Source organism: Streptomyces sp. NPDC058279, assembly GCF_042881255.1.
Taxonomy (GTDB): Bacteria; Actinomycetota; Actinomycetes; order Streptomycetales; family Streptomycetaceae; genus Streptomyces.
Genome location: NZ_JBHVYA010000008.1, coordinates 216408 through 236818 on the forward strand (window position 1 = coordinate 216408; position 20411 = coordinate 236818).

A 20411-nucleotide genomic window follows, 5' to 3' on the forward strand; every position below is an offset into this window, starting at 1 on the left:
GTGTATGGAAGGCGGGAAAGTGGGGAATCCCTCGAATGGGTGAGGATCGCGTGCAGGGTGACGACGCCGCCGTATGCCAACCGAAGTACCAGCGCATCGCTGCCGCGCTGAAGGATGCCATCGCCTCGGGCGAGTACGGCCCGGGGGTCCGGCTCCCTGGCGAGAACGACCTGATGAGCCGTTACGGGGTCGCCCGGATGACCGCTCGACAAGCCCTCGGCGTGCTCCAGACGGAAGGGCTCGCGGAGGCGCGCAAGGGGGCCGGGGTCTTCGTACGCGAGTTCCGGGACGGTATCCGGCGGCGCGGTATCCAGCGGCTGGGTACCGGCGTCTGGGGTGAGGGCCGGTCCATCTGGGCGGCCGACACCGAAGACCGGGACCCGGAGGTCGAACTCCTCGGGGTCACCGAAGAGGCGCCGCCCGAGGCCGTCGCCGGGGTGCTCGGGCTCGCGGCGGGGGTCGCGGCCTGCGTGCGGCGGCGGAGGTTCCTGCTCGACGGGAAGCCCGTCATGCTGGCGACCTCGTACCTCGACGCCGACCTCGTCGCCGGCACCCCCGTCACCGAGCCCGACACCGGCCCCGGCGGGATCTACGCCCGCCTCGCCGAGCTGGGCGTCGGCCCCGCCCGGTTCCGCGAGGAGGTCCGCTCACGGATGCCGAGCCCCGGCGAGGCCGCGCGGCTCGGGCTCGGCGCCGGCACGCCCGTCGTACTGGTCTGCCGTACCGCTTTCGCCGCCGACGGCCGGGTCGTGGAGGTCAACGAGATGGTGCTCGACGCCTCCGCCTACGTCCTGGAGTACGCCTTCGACGCTCCCTGACCCGGACGGCCCGCGCGGCTCGCCCACCGGCGCGTAAACCCGTTCGATTGTTGCGGCGGGATGAAATCCGCCGGTCGGGGCGTTGGTGCTTCCGGCAGGACAGCATCGACGGGGAGGCACGACGTGGCGGCGGCGGAGACGGAAACGGGCGGGAAACCGGGCTGGGGCAGGCGGCTGACCGCGTACACCTGGCGGTACAAGGCCAACGTGCTCCTCGCGCTCGGGTCCTCGCTGGCCGGTATGGCCGTGATGGCGCTCGTGCCACTGGTCACCCGGACCATCATCGACCACGTCATCGGGGACCACAGCAAGCCCATGGGCCCCTGGGCCGGCATGCTCATAGCCGCCGCCCTCCTCGTGTACGTACTGACCTTCATACGCAGGTACTACGGCGGGCGCCTGGCCCTCGACGTCCAGCACGACCTCCGCACCGAGATGTACGCGACCATCGCCCGCCTCGACGGCCGCCGCCAGGACGAGCTGTCCACCGGCCAGGTCGTCGGCCGGGCCACCAGCGACCTCCAGCTGATCCAGGGCCTGCTCTTCATGCTCCCGATGACCATCGGGAACTTCCTGCTCTTCGGGATATCCCTCGGCATCATGCTGGCGCTGTCCCCGCTGCTGACCCTCGTCGCCCTCCTGATGGCCCCCGCCCTCTGGTACATCGCCAAGCGCAGCCGCAAGAAGCTGTTCCCCGCCACCTGGTACGCCCAGAGCCAGGCCGCCGCCGTCGCCGGCGTCGTCGACGGGGCCGTGACCGGCGTCCGCGTCGTCAAGGGCTTCGGGCAGGAGGAGCAGGAGACCGGCAAGCTCCGCGAAGCCGGCCGCCGGCTGTTCGCCGGGCGGATGCGGGCCATCCGGATGAACTCGAAGTACACCCCCGCCCTCCAGGCCGTGCCCGCGCTCGGGCAGGTCGCGATGCTGGCCCTCGGCGGTTGGATGGCCACCCGCGGCCAGGTCACCCTCGGTACCTTCGTCGCCTTCTCCACCTACCTCGCCCAGCTCGTCGGCCCCGTCCGCATGCTCGCCATGGTGCTGACCGTCGGACAGCAGGCCCGCGCCGGCGTCGAGCGCGTCTTCGAGCTGATCGACACCGAGCCGGTGATCGAGGAGGGCACGACCGAACTGCCCGCCGACGCGCCCGCCACCGTCGAGTTCGAGGACGTCCGCTTCGGCTACGACCCCCGGCGGCCCGTCCTCGACGGGTTCTCGCTGCGCATCGCGGAGGGCGAGACCGTCGCCCTCGTCGGCTCCTCCGGCAGCGGCAAGTCCACCGTCTCGCTGCTCCTGCCCCGCTTCTACGACGCCGACCGGGGCGCCGTCCGCGTCGGCGGCCACGACGTGCGCGAGCTGACGTACGCCTCGCTGCGGGGCGCCATCGGGCTCGTACCCGAGGATTCGTTCCTCTTCTCCGACTCCATCCGCGCGAACATCGCCTACGGGCGCCCCGAGGCCGACGAGGAGCAGATCCGGGCCGCCGCCCGAGCCGCCCAGGCCGAGGGCTTCATCGAGGCGCTGCCCGCCGGGTACGACACCACGGTCGGCGAACAGGGTCTGACCCTCTCCGGCGGCCAGCGCCAGCGCATCGCGCTCGCCCGCGCCCTCCTCACCGACCCCCGACTGCTGCTCCTGGACGACGCCACCTCCGCCGTCGACGCCCGCGTCGAGCACGAGATCCACGAGGCGCTGCGCGCCGTCATGGCCGGCCGCACCACCCTGCTCATCGCGCACCGCCGCTCCACGCTCGCGCTGGCCGACCGGATCGCCGTCCTCGACCACGGACGCCTCTCCGACATCGGCACCCACGAGGAGTTGGAGCGCCGCTCCCCCCTCTACCGCAGGCTGCTGACCGACCCCGACGCCCTCGGCGCCGCCTCGCCGCGCGTCCCCGAGGTCGCCGCGATGGCCGAGTTCGAGCGCGACCTCGAACAGGACATCGAGATCGAGGCGGAGATCGACTCGGAGCCGGTCAACGCCAAGCGCCGGGTCTCCGGCGGGGTCACCCCCGAGTTGTGGCGCCGCCAGGACGAAGCGAAGGCCGACGAAGCCAAGGCCGACGAAGCCAAGGGAAACACCCCTCCTGCCGCCCTCGCCGCCCCCACCGGTACGCCCGTCGCGATCGCCGTCGTCGGGCCCCCCACCGCCGCGGCCGCCGGCGGCCCGGCCACCCCCGAACTGCTCGCCCAGGTCGCCGCCCTGCCACCCGCGGACGACCTGCCCGAGGTGGACGAGGAACGCGCCGCCTCCGCCGAGGACAGCTACGGCCTGCGCCGGCTGCTCCGCGGCTTCTGGGCGCCGCTCGCCATCAGCCTCGGCCTCGTCGCCGTCGACGCGGGCTCCGGCCTGCTGCTGCCGATCCTGATCCGGCACGGCATCGACAAGGGCGTCGAACAGGCCGCGCTCGGGGCCGTCTGGGTGGCCGCCGGGCTGGCCCTGGCCGTCGTCATCGGCCAGTGGGCGGCCCAGTTCGCCGAGACCCGGATGACCGGGCGGACCGGCGAGCGCGTGCTCTACGCCCTGCGCGTCAAGATCTTCGCCCAGCTCCAGCGCCTCGGGCTCGACTACTACGAGCGCGAGCTGACCGGCAAGATCATGACCCGGATGACCACCGACGTGGACGCCCTGTCCAGCTTCCTCCAGACCGGTCTGGTCACCGCCGTCGTCTCCGTCTTCACCTTCTTCGGCATCCTGATCGCCCTGCTCGTCCTCGACGTGGAACTGGCCCTGATCGTCTTCGCCACGCTCCCGCTCCTGGTCCTCGGCACCGTCGTCTTCCGCCGCAAGTCGGTGGCCGCGTACGAGCTCGCCCGCGACCGGGTCAGCGCCGTCAACGCCGACCTCCAGGAGTCCGTGGCCGGACTGCGCATCGTCCAGGCGTTCCGGCGCGAGGGCGACGGGGCCGTCCGCTTCGCCGGCCGCAGCGACTCCTACCGCCGGGCCCGGGTTCGCGGCCAGTGGCTGATATCCGTCTACTTCCCCTTCGTGCAACTGCTGTCCTCGGCCGCCGCGGCGGCCGTGCTGATCGTCGGTGCGGGCCGGGTGGAAGCCCAGACGCTCACCACGGGCGCGCTCGTCGCCTACCTGCTCTACATCGACCTGTTCTTCGCGCCCGTCCAGCAGCTCTCCCAGGTCTTCGACGGGTACCAGCAGGCCACCGTCTCGCTCGGCCGCATCCAGGACCTGCTGCGCGAGCCGACCACCACCCCCCGGCCCGCCGACCCGCGCCCGGTGCCCGAGCTGCGCGGCGAGATCGCCTTCGAGAACGTGCGGTTCGCCTACGGGACCGCCGAGGAGCGCGGCGAGAAGGGCGAGGCGCTGGCCGGGATCAGCCTGCGGATACCGGCCGGGCAGACCGTCGCCTTCGTCGGCGAGACCGGCGCGGGGAAGTCCACGCTGGTCAAGCTGGTGGCCCGGTTCTACGATCCGACCTCCGGCCGGGTCACCGCCGACGGCGCGGACCTGCGGGAGCTGGACCTGACGGCGTACCGCCACCGGTTGGGGGTCGTCCCCCAGGAGGCGTACCTCTTCCCGGGTACGGTCCGTGACGCCATCGCCTACGGCCGGCCCGAGGCGAGCGACGCCGAAGTGGAGGCCGCCGCGCGCGCGGTCGGCGCCCACGACATGGTCGCCACCCTCGACGGCGGCTACCTGCACACCGTCGCCGAACGCGGCCGCAACCTCTCGGCGGGTCAGCGCCAGTTGATCGCGCTGGCCCGCGCCGAACTCGTCGACCCGGACGTCCTGCTGCTGGACGAGGCCACGGCCGCGCTCGACCTGGCCACCGAGGCGCAGGTCAACCTCGCCACCGACCGGCTCGCGGGCAAGCGCACCACCCTCGTCGTGGCCCACCGCCTGACCACCGCCGCCCGCGCCGACCGCGTGGTGGTCCTCGACCGCGGCGCGGTGGTGGAGGACGGCACGCACGCCGAACTCCTGGCGCGCGGCGGCCGGTACGCGGAGCTGTGGCGGACCTTCGCCGGAGAGGACGAGCGGGCCGCCGCCTGAGGCCGCCACCCCGGGCGCTGTCGCCGTCCCGGTGCAACCTTCCGCGCATCCGGGGCGTCGTACGGGCGTACGTGTTACGTACGACGGATCGGGGGGCCGGGGTGTCGACACAGGGGTGGAAGCGGCGCGAGCGCCGGTGGGCGGGGCGGGGTCGGGGGAGCGCGCGGGCCCTGGGCGTGTTCGCGGCGGCGCTGTGGCTCGGCGGGGCCGCGCCGTTCACCGCGCCCCCGGCGCGGGCCGCGGCCCGGGACGGCCTCTGCACGGGCCGGCTGGTCAAGGTACTGCCGCTCCCCGCCGGGGAGGGCGAGGTGCGCGTCTACAAGAGCCGCGCCCGGGTGTGCGTCCTGACCCGCACGTCGCGGCCGGGCGAGCGCCGCCGGATGGCGGTGAGCGTTCAGCCGCGTGGCGGTGTCCCGGTCGCCGATGCGGGGCGGTTCACCCGTTACGCGGGCCCCGTCACCGTGGGCGCGATCAGCCGGTGCGTGTATGTAAGGGGGAACGTAGCGGCCGGATCGGTCGATTCCGGCTGGTTCCTGTGCTGACGACTTCCCCGCGGCCCAACTTGGTCTGTTCAGAGGCGCGTTGGCCCCGCTAGGTTCACGGCGACCGAAGTGAACGCAAGGGGAGGGTGAATGCGCAAGACGCTCGGATGGCTGCTGTCGCTCGTGGTGCTCATCGGCACCATGGGCGCGGCCGGCGCCACGGCACAAGCGGCCACCGCCGCGGGGCCGGCCGCCGCCGCGGACATCAAGGACCAGATCCTCGGCATCCCGGGGATGAGCCTGATCGAGGAGAAGCCGTACCCCGGGTACCGCTTCTTCGTGCTCGACTACGAGCAGCCGGTCGACCACCGTCAGCCCTCGAAGGGAACCTTCAAGCAGCGCCTGACCCTGCTGCACAAGGACACCTCCCGGCCCACGGTCTTCTACACCTCGGGCTACAACGTCAACACCAGCCCGCGCCGCAGTGAGCCGACGACGATCGTCGACGGCAACCAGGTGTCCCTGGAGTATCGATTCTTCACGCCCTCCCGGCCCGACCCGGCCAACTGGGCGAACCTGGACATCTGGCAGGCCGCCAGCGACCAGCACCGCATCTTCACCGCCCTGAAGAAGATCTACAGCAAGAACTGGATCGCCACGGGCGGCAGCAAGGGCGGCATGACGGCGACGTACTACGAGCGCTACTACCCGCGGGACATGGACGGCGTCGTCGCCTACGTCGCGCCGAACGACGTCAACAACAAGGAGGACTCGGCGTACGACCGGTTCCTCGCCAAGGTCGGCACCAAGGAGTGCCGCGACAAGCTGAACGCCGTCCAGCGCGAGGCGCTCGTCCGCCGCGAGCCGCTGGAGGCCAAGTACGCGGCCGCCGCCGCCGACAACGGCTGGACCTTCACCACCGTCGGCACCCTCGACAGGGCCTACGAGGCCGTGGTGCTCGACTACACCTGGGCCTTCTGGCAGTACAGCCTGCTCACCGACTGCGCCGGCATCCCGACCGCGGCGACCGCCTCCGACCAGGAGATCTGGGACACCGTCGACACCATCTCCGGCTTCTCGGCCTACACCGACCAGGGACTGGAGACGTACACGCCGTACTACTACCAGGCGGGCACGCAGCTCGGTTCGCCCGACATCAAGCAGCCGCACCTCAAGGGGCTGACCCGCTACGGCTACCAGCCGCCGCGCGACTTCGTGCCGCGTGACATCCCGATGACCTTCCAGCCGGGGGTGATGGCGGACGTCGACGCGTGGGTGCGCACCCACGCGGACCGGATGCTGTTCGTCTACGGGCAGAACGACCCGTGGGGCGCAGAACCGTTCCACCTGGGCTACGGGGTGAAGGACAGCTACGTGATGATCGCGCCCGGCGCCAACCACGGGGCCAACGTCGCCAAGCTCCAGGACGGCGAGCGGACCCTGGCGACCGCGCGGATCCTCCAGTGGGCCGGAGTGGCCCCGGCCGCCGCCCTCGCCGACGCGGGCCGCGCGACGCCGCTGGCCAAGCCGGACCCGCAGCTCGACCAGCAGGACCTCCCGCGGCAGGCGCAACTGCGTCCTTAGCCCCCGGGTCCGTGGCTCACGGGCCCGTGGCTCTCCGGTGGCAGGGGCCGCGGGCCCGGCGTACGGCTCAGTCGTACGTCAGCCCGTGGCCCAGCGGGTAGCGGCCCGGAACCGGGACCGGGAGGCGGCCCGAGGGCCGTCGCACCCCGGTGATCACCCGGGCCGCCGCCCGCATCTCCACGTCCGTCCAGGAGTACGTGGCCAGCTCCGCGGCGCACTCCGGCAGCCGGGCGCCGTCGTACGGGTTGCGGATCGCGACCGCCACCACCGGTACCCCGGTGGCCAGCAGGGCCGCCACCAGCGTCCGCTGGGGGTCGTCGCCCTCCGGGACGTTGTACGTGCACACCAGCACCGCCGCGTGACCCGGCGCCGCCGCCACCGCCCCCTCGGGCGCCACCGCCGTGGCCCGGCAGCCCAGGGTCGTCAGCTCCCGCGCCAATACCTCCGTAGGGGGCCCGGTCGTACCGCTGGGGGAGGGCGGGGCGGCCCCCGTCACCAGCACCCGGGGCGCGGCAGGGGCGTCCAGCGGCAGCAGCCCGGCGGGGTTGGCCAGCAGGGTCGTCGTCCCGGCCGCGATCTCGTCGGCGGCCGCGAGGTGGTCGGGCGCGCCGACCACGTCCGCCAGGTCCGGCGCCGCCGTGTACGGCGCCGCGAACAGGCCGCGCCGCGCCTTGAGTTCGAGGATGCGCAGCACCGACTCCTCGATCCGGGCCGGGCTCAGCTCACCCGACTCGACGGCCGCCAGCACGCTCCGGTAGGCCAGCGCCAGGTCCGGCGGGTTCAGCAACTGGTCGCAGCCGGCCTTGAGCGCGAGGACCGGAACCCGGTCGTCGCCGTACTTCTGGCGGACCCCGGCCATGTCCAGCGCGTCGGTGACCACCACCCCGCCGAAGCCGAGGCGTTCGCGCAGGATGCCGGTCACGATCGGCCGCGAGAGGGTCGCCGGGTCCCCCGAGGGATCGAGCGCGGGGAAGACGATGTGCGCCGTCATGACGGCGTCCACGCCCGCCGCGACGGCCGCCCGGAACGGCGGCTCGTCCAACTCCTCCCACTGCGCGCGGCTGTGCCGCATCACCGGGAGACCCACATGGCTGTCGGTCGCGGTGTCGCCGTGCCCGGGGAAGTGCTTGGCGGTGGCGGCCACCCCCGCCCCTTGGTAGCCGCGCACCTGGGCGGCGACCAGGGCCGCCGCGGCCTGCGGGTCGGCGCCGAAGGACCGTACGCCGATCACCGGGTTCGCCGGGTTCACGTTCACGTCCGCGACGGGCGCGTAGTCCTGTCGGATGCCCATCGCGGCCAGTTCCGCCCCGGCGATCCGCGCGGCCCGGCGGGCCTCGGCGGTCGAGCCCGTCGCACGGTGGCCGGCGCCCAGCGCCATCGCCCCCGGCAGCAGGGTCGCGGGCTTGCCGACGCGGGCGACGGCGCCGTGCTCCTGGTCCGTGGACAGCAGCAGCGGGACGCCCGCGCCCGAGCCGCCGGCCGCTTGCTGGAGCCCCTGCGACAGGGCGGCGATCTGCTGCGGGTTGAGGGTGTTGTGGGCCCACCCGAAGTAGATGACCCCGCCCAGGTGGTAGCGGGCGACGAGTTCGGCGGCGGTGCGCACCCCGAACTGGGCCTGGTTGATCCGTGCGTCCGCCGGGGCGGGTGCGGTCGCCGAATGCCCGTAGGCCCGTGACACGAACAGTTGCCCGACCTTCTCGGCGAGGCTCATCCCGTCGATCAGCCGGCGCAGCTCCGCCCGGTCGGGGTGACGCCCCGGCCGGCCCCCGGGCCCGGAGCCCGGTGGACGCGGGTCGTCGGGGGCGTTGTCCGGGGCACCGTCCGGAGCGCGACGGACGCCCGAGGCGGAGGAGGCCGCTCCGGTGGCCGTGACGGCGGCCAAGGCGGCCGCGGTGAGCAGGGTCCGGCGGGAGGCGTGGTTCGGCACGCGCCGGACCCTACTGCCGGGCCGCGTCCCCGGGGCCGCGGACACTCGGGCGGTCCCCCGGAAGTGGCCCCTCGGGAGCAGTGGTCCGGCCGTCTGCCCGGCCGGTCCAATGCGCCTGGAGGGCGCCGACCGCCGCGGTGATCGCGGGACGGCGGGCCGCTCCCGTGCGCCAGAGCGCGTACAGCCGACGCACCGGCCCCGGTTCCAGCGGTACCGCCACCGCCCCCTCGGGCAGCGCGCCCGTCCCCAGCCGCGGTACGACCGCCACCCCGAGCCCCGCCGCCACCAGGGCGACGATGGTGTGGTTCTCCTCGGCCACGTGCGCGATGTCGGGCTCGAAGCCGGCCGTGCGCAGGGTCCGCACCAGCCAGTCGTGACAGACCCGCCCGGGCGGCTGGCACACCCACCGTTCGCCGCCCAGGTCCGCCCGGCGGATCACGGCGCGCCCGGTGAACGGATGCCCGGCCGGTACGACGAGGTCGCAGTGGTCGTCGCCGATCACCGCCTGCTCGATGCCCTCGGGGGCCGGGAGCGGGGCGATGTCCCAGTCGTGCGCCACCGCCAGATCGGTGACCCCGCGCGCCACGAGCTCCACCGACAGGTGCGGGTCCACCTCCGTCAGGCGGACGTCCAGCGCGGGGTGCCGGGCCGCCAGATCGGCCAGCACGCCCGGCAGCAGCCCGCGCGCCGCCGAGGCGAACGCGGCCACCGTCAGCAGCCCGCTCGGCTGACCGCGCCGCTCCTCCAACGTCGTCTCGGCCCGCTCCACGATCGCCAGCAACTCCCGTGCGGTGGCGGCGAGATGGCGCGCCTCCTCGGTGAGGGCGACCCCACGACCGCGCCGCTCCAGCAGCGTGGTGCGGGTCTCCCGCTCCAGTTTGGCGATCTGCTGCGAGACGGCCGAGGGGGTGTAGCCGAGGGCGGCCGCCGCGCCCGCGACCGAACCGTGGACGGATACGGCGTGCAGGGCGCGCAGCCGGGACAGGTCGAGCATGCCGCGATGGTAGCGCCGCCCGAGCAGGACGCGTAAGCGTTGCTTCATCCATCCCGGAAGAGATCCGCGCTGGTGCTACATGGTCCGGCCGTCGATGCTCGGAGCATGCGTCCCGTACACACCGCACTCGCCGTACTCGTCACCGCCGTCTGGGGGTTCAACTTCGTCGTCATCGAGATCGGCCTCGGCCACTTCCCGCCGCTGCTGCTGTCCGCCCTGAGGTTCCTCGTCGCCGCGCTGCCCGCCGTGTTCTTCGTCGGCCGGCCCAAGGTGCCCTGGAAGTGGATCGTCGGCGTCGGGGTGGCCCTCGGCATCGCCAAGTTCGGACTGCTGTTCACCGGCATGGCCGCCGGGATGCCGGCCGGTCTGTCCTCCCTCGTCCTGCAGATCCAGGCCGTCTTCACCGCCGTCCTCGCCGCCCTCGTGCTGCGCGAGCGGCCCGGGCCGCTGCGGCTGCTCGGCATGGGGGTGGCGCTCGCGGGGATCGTCGTCGCCGCCGTGGACGAGGGCACTTCGGGCCCGGTCGTCGGGTTCGCGCTCGTGGTGGCGGCTGCCGCCTGCTGGGGCGTGTCCAACGTGCTGACCCGCAAGGCCGCCCCGCCCGACGCGCTCAACTTCACGGTGTGGGTGTGCACCGTCCCGGTGCTGCCGCTGTTCGGTCTGTCCCTGCTGTGGGAAGGCCCCGAGCGGGACCTGGCCGCGCTGCGCGCCCTGGACTGGTCCGGGGTCGCCGTCATCGGGTACGTCGCCTGGGTGTCGACGGTGTTCGGCTTCGGCGCGTGGGGCTACCTGCTGCGCCGCTACCCGGCCTCCGCCGTGGCCCCGTTCTCGCTGCTGGTCCCCGTGTTCGGCATGTCCTCGGCCGCGCTGGTGCTCGGGGAGGGCGTCTCGGGCGCGCGCTGGCCGGCCGCGGCCCTGCTCGTCGGCGGGGTGGGGCTGACGTCGTTGGCCCCCGCGCGCGCGAAGACCCGTACGACGGGGCTCAGCCCGACGGCTCCTCCCGAGGCCGCGCCCCGCGCATGTCAGGTAATGGAAAAGTAAAGACCTGGGGCCGGGTGCAACCACCGGCGCCGGTGGCGGGTCGTATGGAACGTCGGCGCTTCCGGGAGGGGATCTGGGGGGATCGGGAAGTCCGACGCGGGAGGGGTAACCGTGAGGGGGTCCGGCCGGAAGGCCGGGCCCCTTTTCGGTCCGTCCACGGGCTCGCGGTCCACGGGCTCGCGGTTCACGGGCTCCGGTTTGTCCACAGGCGCGGCGCCCTGTCGGCGGCGGCCGGTAGTTTCTAGGCATGACGAGCAACGGGGCAGTGCAACTCGCGGTGGTCGAGGGGGTGCTGGAACGCATCACCTACGCCAACGAGGAGAGCGGCTACACGGTCGCCCGGGTCGACACCGGCCGGGGCGCCGGAGACCTGCTGACCGTCGTCGGCTCCCTGCTCGGCGCGCAGCCCGGCGAGTCGCTGCGCATGGAGGGCCGCTGGGGGTCCCACCCCCAGTACGGCAAGCAGTTCAGTGTCGAGAACTACTCCACCATCCTGCCCGCCACCATCCAGGGCATCCGGCGCTACCTGGGCTCCGGCCTGATCAAGGGCATCGGCCCGAAGATCGCCGAGCGCATCGTCGACCACTTCGGCACCGACACCCTCGATGTGATCGAGGGCGAACCGAAGCGGCTGATCGAGGTGCCCGGCCTCGGGCCCAAGCGGACCAAGCTGATCGGCGCCGCCTGGGAGGAGCAGAAGGCCATCAAGGAGGTCATGGTCTTCCTCCAGGGCGTCGGCGTCTCCACCTCCATCGCCGTCCGCATCTACAAGAAGTACGGCGACGCCTCCATCTCCGTGGTCCGCAACCAGCCCTACCGGCTCGCCGCCGACGTCTGGGGCATCGGCTTCCTCACCGCCGACCGCATCGCGCAGGCCGTCGGCATCCCGCACGACAGCCCCGAACGGGTCAAGGCCGGGCTCCAGTACGCCCTGTCCCAGTCCACCGACCAGGGCCACTGCTTCCTCCCGGAGGAACGGCTGATCGCCGACGGGGTCAAGCTCCTCCAAGTGGACACCGGGCTGGTCATCGAATGTCTGGCCGAGCTGGCCGCGGACCCGGAGGGAGTCGTCCGGGAGTCCGTGCCCGACCCGCAGGGCGGCCCGCCGCTCACCGCCGTGTACCTGGTCCCCTTCCACCGGGCCGAGCTGTCGCTGGTCGGCCAGGTCCGGCGGCTGTTGCACGCGGAGGAGGACCGGATGCCCGGCTTCCAGGACGTGGACTGGGACAAGGCGCTGGCCTGGCTGGCCACCCGTACGGGGGCCACGCTCGCCCCGGAGCAGCGGGAGGCGGTCCGATTGGCCCTCACCCGCCGGGTCGCCGTCCTCACGGGCGGTCCCGGCTGCGGCAAGTCCTTCACCGTGCGCTCGATCGTGGAACTGGCCCGGGCGAAGAAGGCCAAGGTGGTGTTGGCCGCGCCCACCGGCCGGGCGGCGAAGCGGCTCTCGGAGCTGACCGGGGCCGACGCCTCCACCGTGCACCGGCTGCTCGAACTCAAACCGGGCGGGGACGCGGCCTACGACCGGGACCGGCCCTTGGAGGCCGATCTCGTCGTGGTGGACGAAGCCTCGATGTTGGATCTGCTGCTGGCGAACAAACTGGTGAAGGCGGTGGCCCCCGGCGCACACCTGCTGCTCGTCGGGGACGTGGACCAGTTGCCGTCCGTGGGCGCGGGCGAGGTGCTCCGGGACCTGCTCGCCGAGGGCGGACCGGTGCCCGCCGTCCGGCTGACGAGGATCTTCCGCCAGGCCCAGCAGTCGGGTGTGGTCACCAACGCCCACCGGATCAACACGGGTCTGCCGCCCATCACCGACGGCTTGCCGGACTTCTTCCTCTTCCCGGAGGAGGACACCGAGGAGGCCGGCCGGCTCACCGTGGACGTGGCCGCACGGCGGATTCCGGCCAGATTCGGCCTTGACCCGCGTCGTGACATCCAGGTGCTGGCGCCGATGCACCGGGGCCCCGCCGGGGCCGGCAACCTCAACGGCCTGCTCCAGCAGGCGGTCACCCCCGCCCGCCCCGGCCTGCCCGAGAAGCGGTTCGGCGGCCGGGTCTTCCGGGTGGGCGACAAGGTGACCCAGATCCGGAACAACTACGAGAAGGGCGCCAACGGTGTCTTCAACGGCACAGTCGGCGTGGTCACCGGCCTTGACCTGGACGAACAGCGCCTGACGGTGCGGACGGAGGAGGACGAGGAGGTCGCCTACGAGTTCTCCGAGCTCGACGAGCTGGCGCACGCGTACGCCGTCACCATCCACCGCTCGCAGGGCAGCGAGTACCCGGCGGTCGTGATCCCCGTCACCACCGGCGCTTGGATGATGCTCCAGCGAAATCTGCTCTACACGGCGGTGACCAGGGCGAAGAAACTGGTCGTTCTGGTCGGGTCACGCAAGGCGCTCGGCCAGGCGGTGCGTACCGTTTCCGCAGGCAGGAGGTACACGGCGGTCGCCCCCCGACTGTCCGGCCGGATACCGGTGGGAAACATCACCTAAATGATCGATCATTTTGGGTTCCGCCTGGTGTGCACAGGGGGCAGGATGTTCAGATTGAAGGCACTCAGTGCCGTCAGAAGCACCAAAGGCCGACCCCGAGTGCACTCTCCTGCGCCAAATGGGGGAAGGTAGAGGCAGTCAGGGCACCTCGAAGAAGAGGCACTACGTCGGTGAGGGATGACGTGAGCGACAACTCTGTAGTACTCCGGTACGCGGACGGTGAATACACCTACCCGGTGGTCGAGAGCACCGTCGGTGACCAGGGCTTCGACATCTCGAAGCTGCGGGCCCAGACCGGGCTCGTCACCTTGGACAGTGGCTACGGCAACACCGCCGCCTACAAGTCCGCGATTACCTACCTCGACGGCGAGCAGGGGATCCTGCGCTACCGCGGCTACCCGATCGAGCAGCTGGCCGAGCGTTCGACCTTCATCGAGGTCGCCTACCTGCTGATCAACGGGGAGCTGCCGACCGTCGACCAGCTCGCGTCGTTCCGCAACGAGATCACCCAGCACACGCTGCTGCACGAGGACGTCAAGCGGTTCTACGACGGCTTCCCGCGCGACGCGCACCCGATGGCGATGCTGTCCTCCGTGGTCAGCGCGCTGTCGACGTTCTACCAGGACAGCCACAACCCGTTCGACGAGAAGCAGCGCCACCTCTCGACGATCCGGCTGCTGGCCAAGCTTCCGACGATCGCCGCGTACGCGTACAAGAAGTCCGTCGGCCACCCGGTGGTCTACCCGCGCAACGACCTCGGCTACGTCGAGAACTTCCTGCGCATGACCTTCTCGGTGCCGGCCCAGGAGTACGACCTGGACCCGGTCGTGGTCTCGGCGCTCGACAAGCTGCTGATCCTGCACGCGGACCACGAGCAGAACTGCTCGACCTCCACCGTGCGTCTGGTCGGCTCCTCGCAGGCGAACATGTTCGCCTCGATCTCCGCCGGCATCTCGGCGCTGTGGGGTCCCCTGCACGGCGGCGCCAACCAGTCGGTGCTGGAGATGCTGGAAGGCATCAAGAACGACGGCGGCGACGTCGACGCCTTCATCCGCAAGGTGAAGAACAAGGAAGACGGCGTCCGCCTCATGGGCTTCGGGCACCGCGTCTACAAGAGCTTCGACCCCCGGGCGAAGATCATCAAGGCGGCGGCGCACGATGTCCTGTCGGCCCTCGGCAAGAGCGACGAGCTGCTCGACATCGCGCTCAAGCTGGAAGAGCACGCGCTGGCCGACGAGTACTTCGTCGAGCGCAACCTCTACCCGAACGTGGACTTCTACACCGGTCTCATCTACCGGGCCATGGGCTTCCCGACCGAGATGTTCACCGTGCTCTTCGCGCTCGGCCGGCTCCCCGGCTGGATCGCCCAGTGGCACGAGATGATCAAGGAGCCCGGCTCCCGCATCGGTCGTCCGCGCCAGATCTACACCGGCGAGGTCCTGCGCGACTTCGTCCCGGTCGAGGCCCGCTGACCCGAGGCACCTCAGGCCCGGAAGGGCCCGCGCACACGAAAAGCGCCCCGCCGTCGATCCCCCCACGGGTCGACGGTCGGGGCGCTTTCCTTTCCCCGGAACGGATTCCCCCCACGGGACCCGAGCCGGGGTGTCGGCGAGGAGTGCGGCCGTGCAGCACTCCAACGGGGTTTTTGCCGGGACCCGTACGGGTCGGGAGGGCCGCTCAAAGCTCCCCGGGGCGCACGTGTCCCGGCCGGCTGATGCCCGGGACGTCCCCCAAGACCTCCCGCGAACGTCCCCCAAGACGTTCCTGGCATCACCCCATTAGACCCGGGCATCTGCCGGATGGTTACGTTCGAATCACTGTGATCTGCGTCTCCCGTGAAGAACTTGTGCGTGCGGTGCGAAGGGAATCCGCTAACGGAACGACCGCAACCGCAGGCTGTTGGTCACCACGAACACCGAAGAAAAGGCCATGGCCGCACCCGCGATCATCGGGTTGAGCAGCCCGGAGGCCGCCAACGGCAATGCGGCCAGGTTGTAGCCGAAGGCCCAGCAGAGGTTGCCCTTGATGGTGGCCAGGGTCCGCCGGGACAGCCGGATCGCGTCCGCCGCCACCCGAAGGTCGCCCCGAACGAGGGTCAGGTCGCCCGCCTCGATGGCCGCGTCCGTGCCGGTCCCCATGGCCAGGCCGAGATCGGCCTGGGCGAGGGCGGCCGCGTCGTTGACGCCGTCCCCGACCATGGCGACCGTACGGCCCTCGCCCTGCATGCGGCGTACGACCTCCACCTTGTCCCGGGGGAGCACCTCGGCGATCACCTCCTCGATCCCCACCTCGCGGGCCACCGCCTCGGCCACCGCCCGGTTGTCGCCGGTCAGCAACACCGGGGTCAGGCCGAGCGCCCGCAGCCGCGCCACCGCCTCCGCGCTCGTCTCCTTCACCGCGTCGGCCACGGTCAGCATCCCGCGCACCTCCCCGTCCCAGGCCACCAGCACCGCGGTGGCGCCTGCCGCCTCGGCGGTCGCCATCGCCCCGGCCAGAGCGGCCGGCAGGGCGGCGACGCCCCGCTCCGCGAGCAGCCGCTCGCGGCCCACCAGCACGGAGCGCCCGTCCACCACGCCCCGGACGCCGAGCCCGGCGAGGTTCTCGAAGCCCTCGGGGACCGGCAGGGCCCCCGCGCGCTCGGCGGCGCCCACCGCGATCGCCCGGGCGATGGGGTGCTCGGAAGCGTGCTCCAGGGAACCGGCCAGGCGCAGCAGCTCCGTCTCGTCCACGCCGGGGGCGGGGTGCACTCCCGTCAGGGTCATCCGGCCGGTGGTGACGGTGCCGGTCTTGTCCAGGACGACGGTGTCCACCCGGCGGGTCGACTCCAGCACCTCCGGCCCCTTGATCAGGATGCCGAGCTGGGCGCCCCGGCCGGTGCCGACCATCAGCGCGGTCGGCGTGGCCAGCCCGAGGGCGCACGGGCAGGCGATGATCAGGACGGCCACGGCGGCGGTGAACGCGGCCGTCGGGTCGTCGGTGATCAGCAGCCAGGTCACCCACGTCCCGAGGGAGAGCAGCAGGACGACGGGTACGAAGACGGCGGAGATCCGGTCGGCGAGGCGTTGCACCTCGGCCTTGCCGTTCTGCGCCTCCTCGACCAGCCGGGCGATCCGGGCCAGTCGGGTGTCCGCGCCGACCCGCGTCGCCTCGACGAGCAGCCGCCCGGACGTGTTGACGGTGGCGCCGGTGACGGGGTCGCCGACTCCCACGTCGACGGGGACGGATTCGCCGGTCAGCAAGGACACGTCCACGGCCGAGCCGCCCTCGACCACCGTGCCGTCGGTGGCGATCTTCTCGCCGGGCCGGACCACGAAGCGGTCGCCGACGGCGAGCGCGCCGACCGGGATCCGCACCTCACGGCCGCCGCGCAGCACGGCGACGTCCTTGGCCCCCAGCTCCAGCAGCGCCTTCAGGGCCGCGCCGGCCTTCCGCTTGGAGCGGGCCTCCAGATAGCGGCCCAGCAGGATGAAGGTGACGACGCCGGAAGCGACCTCCAGGTAGAGGGAGTCGCCCGTCCGGGACGCGGTGAGGTCGAAGCCGTGCCGCATCCCGGGCATTCCGGCATGGCCGAAGAACAGCGCCCACAGGGACCAGCCGAACGCCGCGAGCGTGCCGAGCGAGACCAGGGTGTCCATGGTGGCCGCGCCGTGCGTCGCGTTCGTCCAGGCGGCCCGGTGGAAGGGCAGGGCGCCCCACACGGCGACGGGCGCGGCCAGGGTCAGCGAGAGCCACTGCCAGTTGTCGAACTGGAGGGCCGGGACCATGGCCAGGACCACGACCGGCAGCGCCAGGGCGGCGCTGACGAGCAGGCGTTGACGGAGCGCGGCGAGCGCCCCGTCGGCCGGGACGGTGTCCGTCGCGGTGTCGGGGGCCGCGGTGTCGAGGCCCGCGGTGTGCGGGGCCAAGGGTGCCGGCGCGGGCGGCGGCGGGGGCTCCTCGGCGGTGTAGCCGGTCTTGACGACGGTGGCGATCAGGTCGGCCACCCGCACGTCACCGGTGTACGAGACCTTCGCCTTCTCGGTGGCGTAGTTCACCGCGGCGCTGACCCCGTCCATCCGGTTCAGCTTCTTCTCGATCCGGGCGGCGCAGGAGGCGCACGTCATCCCGCCGATGGTCAGTTCGACCTCGGCGGCGCCGGCCACCGCCGGTGGTCCTTCGTGCACGGTGCTGCCGCTCATCTCCGGCTCCAAGGGAAAGGCCGGGCCGTTCGGGACCAGTATGAGCGGTCCCGTACGACCCGGCGGGGTCCTTCCGCAGTTCTACCCGGCCTCAGGCCCGGCCGGCCAACTCGTACCCGGCCTCGTCCACGGCGGCGCGCACGGCCTCCTCGTCGAGCGGGGCGGCGGAGACCACGGTGACCTCGCCGGTCGCGGCGACGGCCTTGACCGAGCTCACACCCGGCAGCTCCGAGATCTCGGCGGTCACCGCGCCCTCGCAGTGGCCGCAGGTCATGCCGGTCACCCGGTACACGGTGGTGGTCTGGGTGTCCGTCTCGGCGCTCATGTCGTTCTCCTCTTCGAGGGCATGTCGGTCGCGGGCGGGGAGGTGCCTTCCACCTTCCTCCCCATCCGTCGCCAGTGTACCCCCAGGGGGTATTTAGGGAAGCGTGGCGCGGTGCGGTTCGGACCACACCGCTCACCCCTCGCGGCGTCCCCGGTTGCCGGGCCTGCGGGCCACCCAGGCGCGGATCGTATCGTCGTACCAATAGGGCTTGCCGTGCTCCACATGGTCGGGCGCGGGCAGCAGTCCGTGCTTGCGGTAGGAGCGCACGGTGTCCGGCTGGACCCGGATGTGGGCGGCGATCTCTTTGTACGACCACAGCTGTCGGTCGCTCATGCACGACACCTCCTTGTCCACGGCACGGGCCGGCCGGGAGGCCGTCGGGGGAGCCGGCGCGTGGACGGACGATCACTCGGGTTGTGCCCGGCGAACGACGCCCGGTGAGGGCAGGGGAGGGCCTGTCGAGGGCCTGTGACGAAAAACCCGCGTAACGCGGACATGCGTGACACTCCGGGGACCTCCGTGACGCCCGGGGCGCCCGGGGCGCCCGGGACGGCGGGGTCGGGTGGCCGGGCTCAGCGGTAGAGCGCGGGCCGTTCCACCAGCTCCACGGGGGTCCTGGCGCCGCTGCGCGCGGCGGCGAGTCCGGCCTCCGAGACGGCCGCCGCCGCGTATCCGTCCCACACGTCCGGCCCGTCGATCCGCCCCCGCGCGGCCGCCGCCACCCAGCGCCGCACCTGGCGGTCGTAGGCGTCCGCGAACCGGGTGAGGAAGTCCTGCGCGATCTCCCCGCCCCACCGGCCCCCCGACTGGACGACCATCGCGTGACCGTCCCCGATCCGGGCGCTGCCCGACTCGCCGACCGCCTCGCACTGGACCTGGTAGCCGAAACCGCAGTTGACGAAGATCTCCACGTCGACGATCGCCCCGCCCGAGGTCTCCAGCAGCACGAAACGCGGATCGCTCAGCCCCCGCGGGGCGGCCGCGGACGGGGTGGGCGACAGGACGGTCACCGCGGTGATCTCCTGCCCCAGCAGCCAGCGCGCCGCGTCCACCTCGTGGACCACGGAATCGCTGATCAGCATGTCGCTGGTGAAGAAGGAGGGCGAGGCGGCGTTGCGGTGTCGGCAGTGCAGGAACAACGGCCGGCCGATCCCGCCCGCGTCCAGCAGCTCTTTCAGCCGCTCGTACTCGGCGTCGTGGCGCCGCATGAAACCGACCTGGACCAGCCGGCGGCCCAGCCTCCGCTCGGCTTCCAGCACCCGCAGGGCGCCCGCCGGATCGGGGGTCAGCGGCTTCTCGCACAGCACCGGCAGCTCCCGCGCCAAGGCGTGCAGCAGCGCCTCCTCATGGGCGGCTCCGGGAGAGGCGATCAGTACGGCGTCCACCCCGGGCGCGGCGATCGCGGCGGCGGCGTCGGTGTGCGCGCTCACGCCGTCCAGGCCGGCGACCGCCTCCTTGACGCGGTCGCCGTCCGGGTCGGCCACGGCCACCACCCGCGCCCCGCCGACCGTCCGGCCGATCCGGCGGACGTGGTCGGCGCCCATCTTCCCGGTGCCGATGACGGCGATGCCGAGCGTGCTGATCATGTGGGGATTCCCCTCAGGTGTCGGGCTTGCGGCGTCGGGTGTCAGCGGGCGCCGCAGGAGCGCAGGTAGGAGCGGGTCCGGCGGGCGATCGGCAGCGGCCGGTCCGGCGGGCAGGGGTACATGTCCTGCTCGACGATCGCGAACAGGTCCACGTCGAGCGCCTGCGCGGCGGCCAGTACGGGTTCCAGCGCGGGTACCCCGGACGGTGGCTCGCACATCACCCCGCGCGCCACGGCCGGCCCGAACGGCACCTGCGCCGCCACGACTTCGGCCAGGACGCACGGATCCACCTGCTTGAGGTGCAGGTATCCGATCCGCTCGCCGAAGGTCTCGACGGCCCGGACGCTGTCCCCACCGCAGTACGCGTAGTGCCCGGTGTCCAGGCAGAGCGAGACCAGCTCCGGGTCCGTGGCGTCGAGGAACCGGGCGACGTTCTCCGGGGTGTCGATGTGGGTGTCCGCGTGCGGGTGCACCACGATCCGCAGCCCGTACCGGTCGCGCACCTCCCGGCCCAGGCGCTCGGTCTGCGTGGTCAGTTCGCGCCAACCGGACGCCGAGAGGGTCCGGGCTTCCAGCACCTCGCCGCTCTTGTCGTCGCGCCAGAACGACGGGATGACGACGAGGTGCTCCGCCCCCATGGCCCGGGTGAGCTCCGCGATCCGCGACACGTGCTCCCAGGTCTGCTCCCACACGCCCGGCCCGTGATGGAGTCCCGTGAAGACGGTGCCCGCGGACACCCGCAGGCCACGCTCGGCGGTCTCGTCGGTGAGGCGGGCCGGATCGGTGGGCAGGTAGCCGTACGGGCCGAGCTCGATCCACTCGTACCCGGCGTCCGCGACCTCGTCCAGGAAACGCTCCCACGGGGTCTGGAGGGGATCGTCCGGAAACCAGACGCCCCACGAGTCCGGAGCCGAACCGACGCGGATACGGGTCAGCGCGGGTGGGGAGGACGGGGGAGTGGAGGACGGCGAGGACGTCAT

Annotated in this window: 14 protein-coding genes; 7 read left to right on the forward strand and 7 right to left on the reverse strand. The window is 72.5% G+C overall.

Annotated features, from left to right (window positions below; all coding sequences use genetic code 11):
* The first annotated feature begins 35 nt into the window (after positions 1-35).
* The 4 genes from ACFVXJ_RS18115 to ACFVXJ_RS18130 all read left to right on the forward strand — a co-directional run bounded on the left by ACFVXJ_RS18115 (position 36) and on the right by ACFVXJ_RS18130 (position 6889).
* Positions 36-818: a GntR family transcriptional regulator gene (locus tag ACFVXJ_RS18115; protein ID WP_389662721.1), complete on the forward strand. Its 783-nt coding sequence runs from the start codon at positions 36-38 to the stop codon at positions 816-818.
* Between the two features lie 123 nt (positions 819-941).
* Positions 942-4823, forward strand: a complete 3882-nt coding sequence (locus ACFVXJ_RS18120) for an ABC transporter ATP-binding protein (protein WP_389662723.1) — start codon at positions 942-944, stop codon at positions 4821-4823.
* A gap of 101 nt (positions 4824-4924) precedes the next feature.
* Positions 4925-5365 (forward strand): hypothetical protein, encoded by a 441-nt coding sequence (locus ACFVXJ_RS18125; RefSeq protein ID WP_389662725.1) that lies wholly within the window; start codon positions 4925-4927, stop codon positions 5363-5365.
* A gap of 90 nt (positions 5366-5455) precedes the next feature.
* Positions 5456-6889 (forward strand): S28 family serine protease, encoded by a 1434-nt coding sequence (locus ACFVXJ_RS18130; protein WP_389662727.1) that lies wholly within the window; start codon positions 5456-5458, stop codon positions 6887-6889.
* Positions 6890-6956: 67 nt separating this feature from the next.
* Here the strand turns inward: ACFVXJ_RS18130 and ACFVXJ_RS18135 are convergent, their stop codons facing one another.
* Both ACFVXJ_RS18135 and ACFVXJ_RS18140 read right to left on the reverse strand, forming a co-directional pair.
* Positions 6957-8816, reverse strand: a complete 1860-nt coding sequence (locus tag ACFVXJ_RS18135) for a glycoside hydrolase family 3 protein (RefSeq protein WP_389662729.1) — start codon at positions 8814-8816, stop codon at positions 6957-6959.
* Between the two features lie 10 nt (positions 8817-8826).
* The gene (locus tag ACFVXJ_RS18140; protein ID WP_389662731.1) at positions 8827-9810 is read right to left on the reverse strand and encodes a LysR substrate-binding domain-containing protein; all 984 of its coding nucleotides are present in this window, start codon (positions 9808-9810) and stop codon (positions 8827-8829) included.
* Between the two features lie 105 nt (positions 9811-9915).
* Here ACFVXJ_RS18140 and ACFVXJ_RS18145 point away from each other — a divergent pair, with 105 nt between their 5' ends.
* The 3 genes from ACFVXJ_RS18145 to ACFVXJ_RS18155 all read left to right on the forward strand — a co-directional run bounded on the left by ACFVXJ_RS18145 (position 9916) and on the right by ACFVXJ_RS18155 (position 14814).
* On the forward strand, positions 9916-10851 hold the full coding sequence (locus tag ACFVXJ_RS18145; protein ID WP_389662732.1) for an EamA family transporter: 936 nt from the start codon (positions 9916-9918) through the stop codon (positions 10849-10851).
* Between the two features lie 247 nt (positions 10852-11098).
* A complete protein-coding gene (locus ACFVXJ_RS18150; protein ID WP_361311160.1) occupies positions 11099-13342 on the forward strand; it encodes an ATP-dependent RecD-like DNA helicase in 2244 nt (747 codons plus the stop codon).
* Positions 13343-13524: 182 nt separating this feature from the next.
* Positions 13525-14814, forward strand: coding sequence for a citrate synthase (locus tag ACFVXJ_RS18155; RefSeq protein WP_048479416.1), 1290 nt, complete (start codon positions 13525-13527; stop codon positions 14812-14814).
* A 399-nt stretch (positions 14815-15213) separates the two neighbouring features.
* On the opposite strand, the gene ACFVXJ_RS18160 is transcribed toward ACFVXJ_RS18155, so the two are convergent.
* The 5 genes from ACFVXJ_RS18160 to ACFVXJ_RS18180 form a co-directional block, all read right to left on the reverse strand.
* Complete coding sequence (locus ACFVXJ_RS18160; protein ID WP_389662735.1) at positions 15214-17520, reverse strand: heavy metal translocating P-type ATPase; 2307 nt, start codon at positions 17518-17520, stop codon at positions 15214-15216.
* 91 nt (positions 17521-17611) lie between these two features.
* Entirely contained in the window at positions 17612-17845 is a 234-nt protein-coding gene (locus ACFVXJ_RS18165; RefSeq protein ID WP_389662736.1) for a heavy-metal-associated domain-containing protein, read from the reverse strand.
* A gap of 132 nt (positions 17846-17977) precedes the next feature.
* A complete protein-coding gene (locus ACFVXJ_RS18170; protein WP_389662738.1) occupies positions 17978-18178 on the reverse strand; it encodes a helix-turn-helix transcriptional regulator in 201 nt (66 codons plus the stop codon).
* Positions 18179-18417: 239 nt separating this feature from the next.
* Positions 18418-19431 (reverse strand): Gfo/Idh/MocA family protein, encoded by a 1014-nt coding sequence (locus tag ACFVXJ_RS18175; RefSeq protein WP_389662740.1) that lies wholly within the window; start codon positions 19429-19431, stop codon positions 18418-18420.
* A gap of 41 nt (positions 19432-19472) precedes the next feature.
* Complete coding sequence (locus tag ACFVXJ_RS18180) at positions 19473-20411, reverse strand: sugar phosphate isomerase/epimerase family protein (protein ID WP_389662741.1); 939 nt, start codon at positions 20409-20411, stop codon at positions 19473-19475.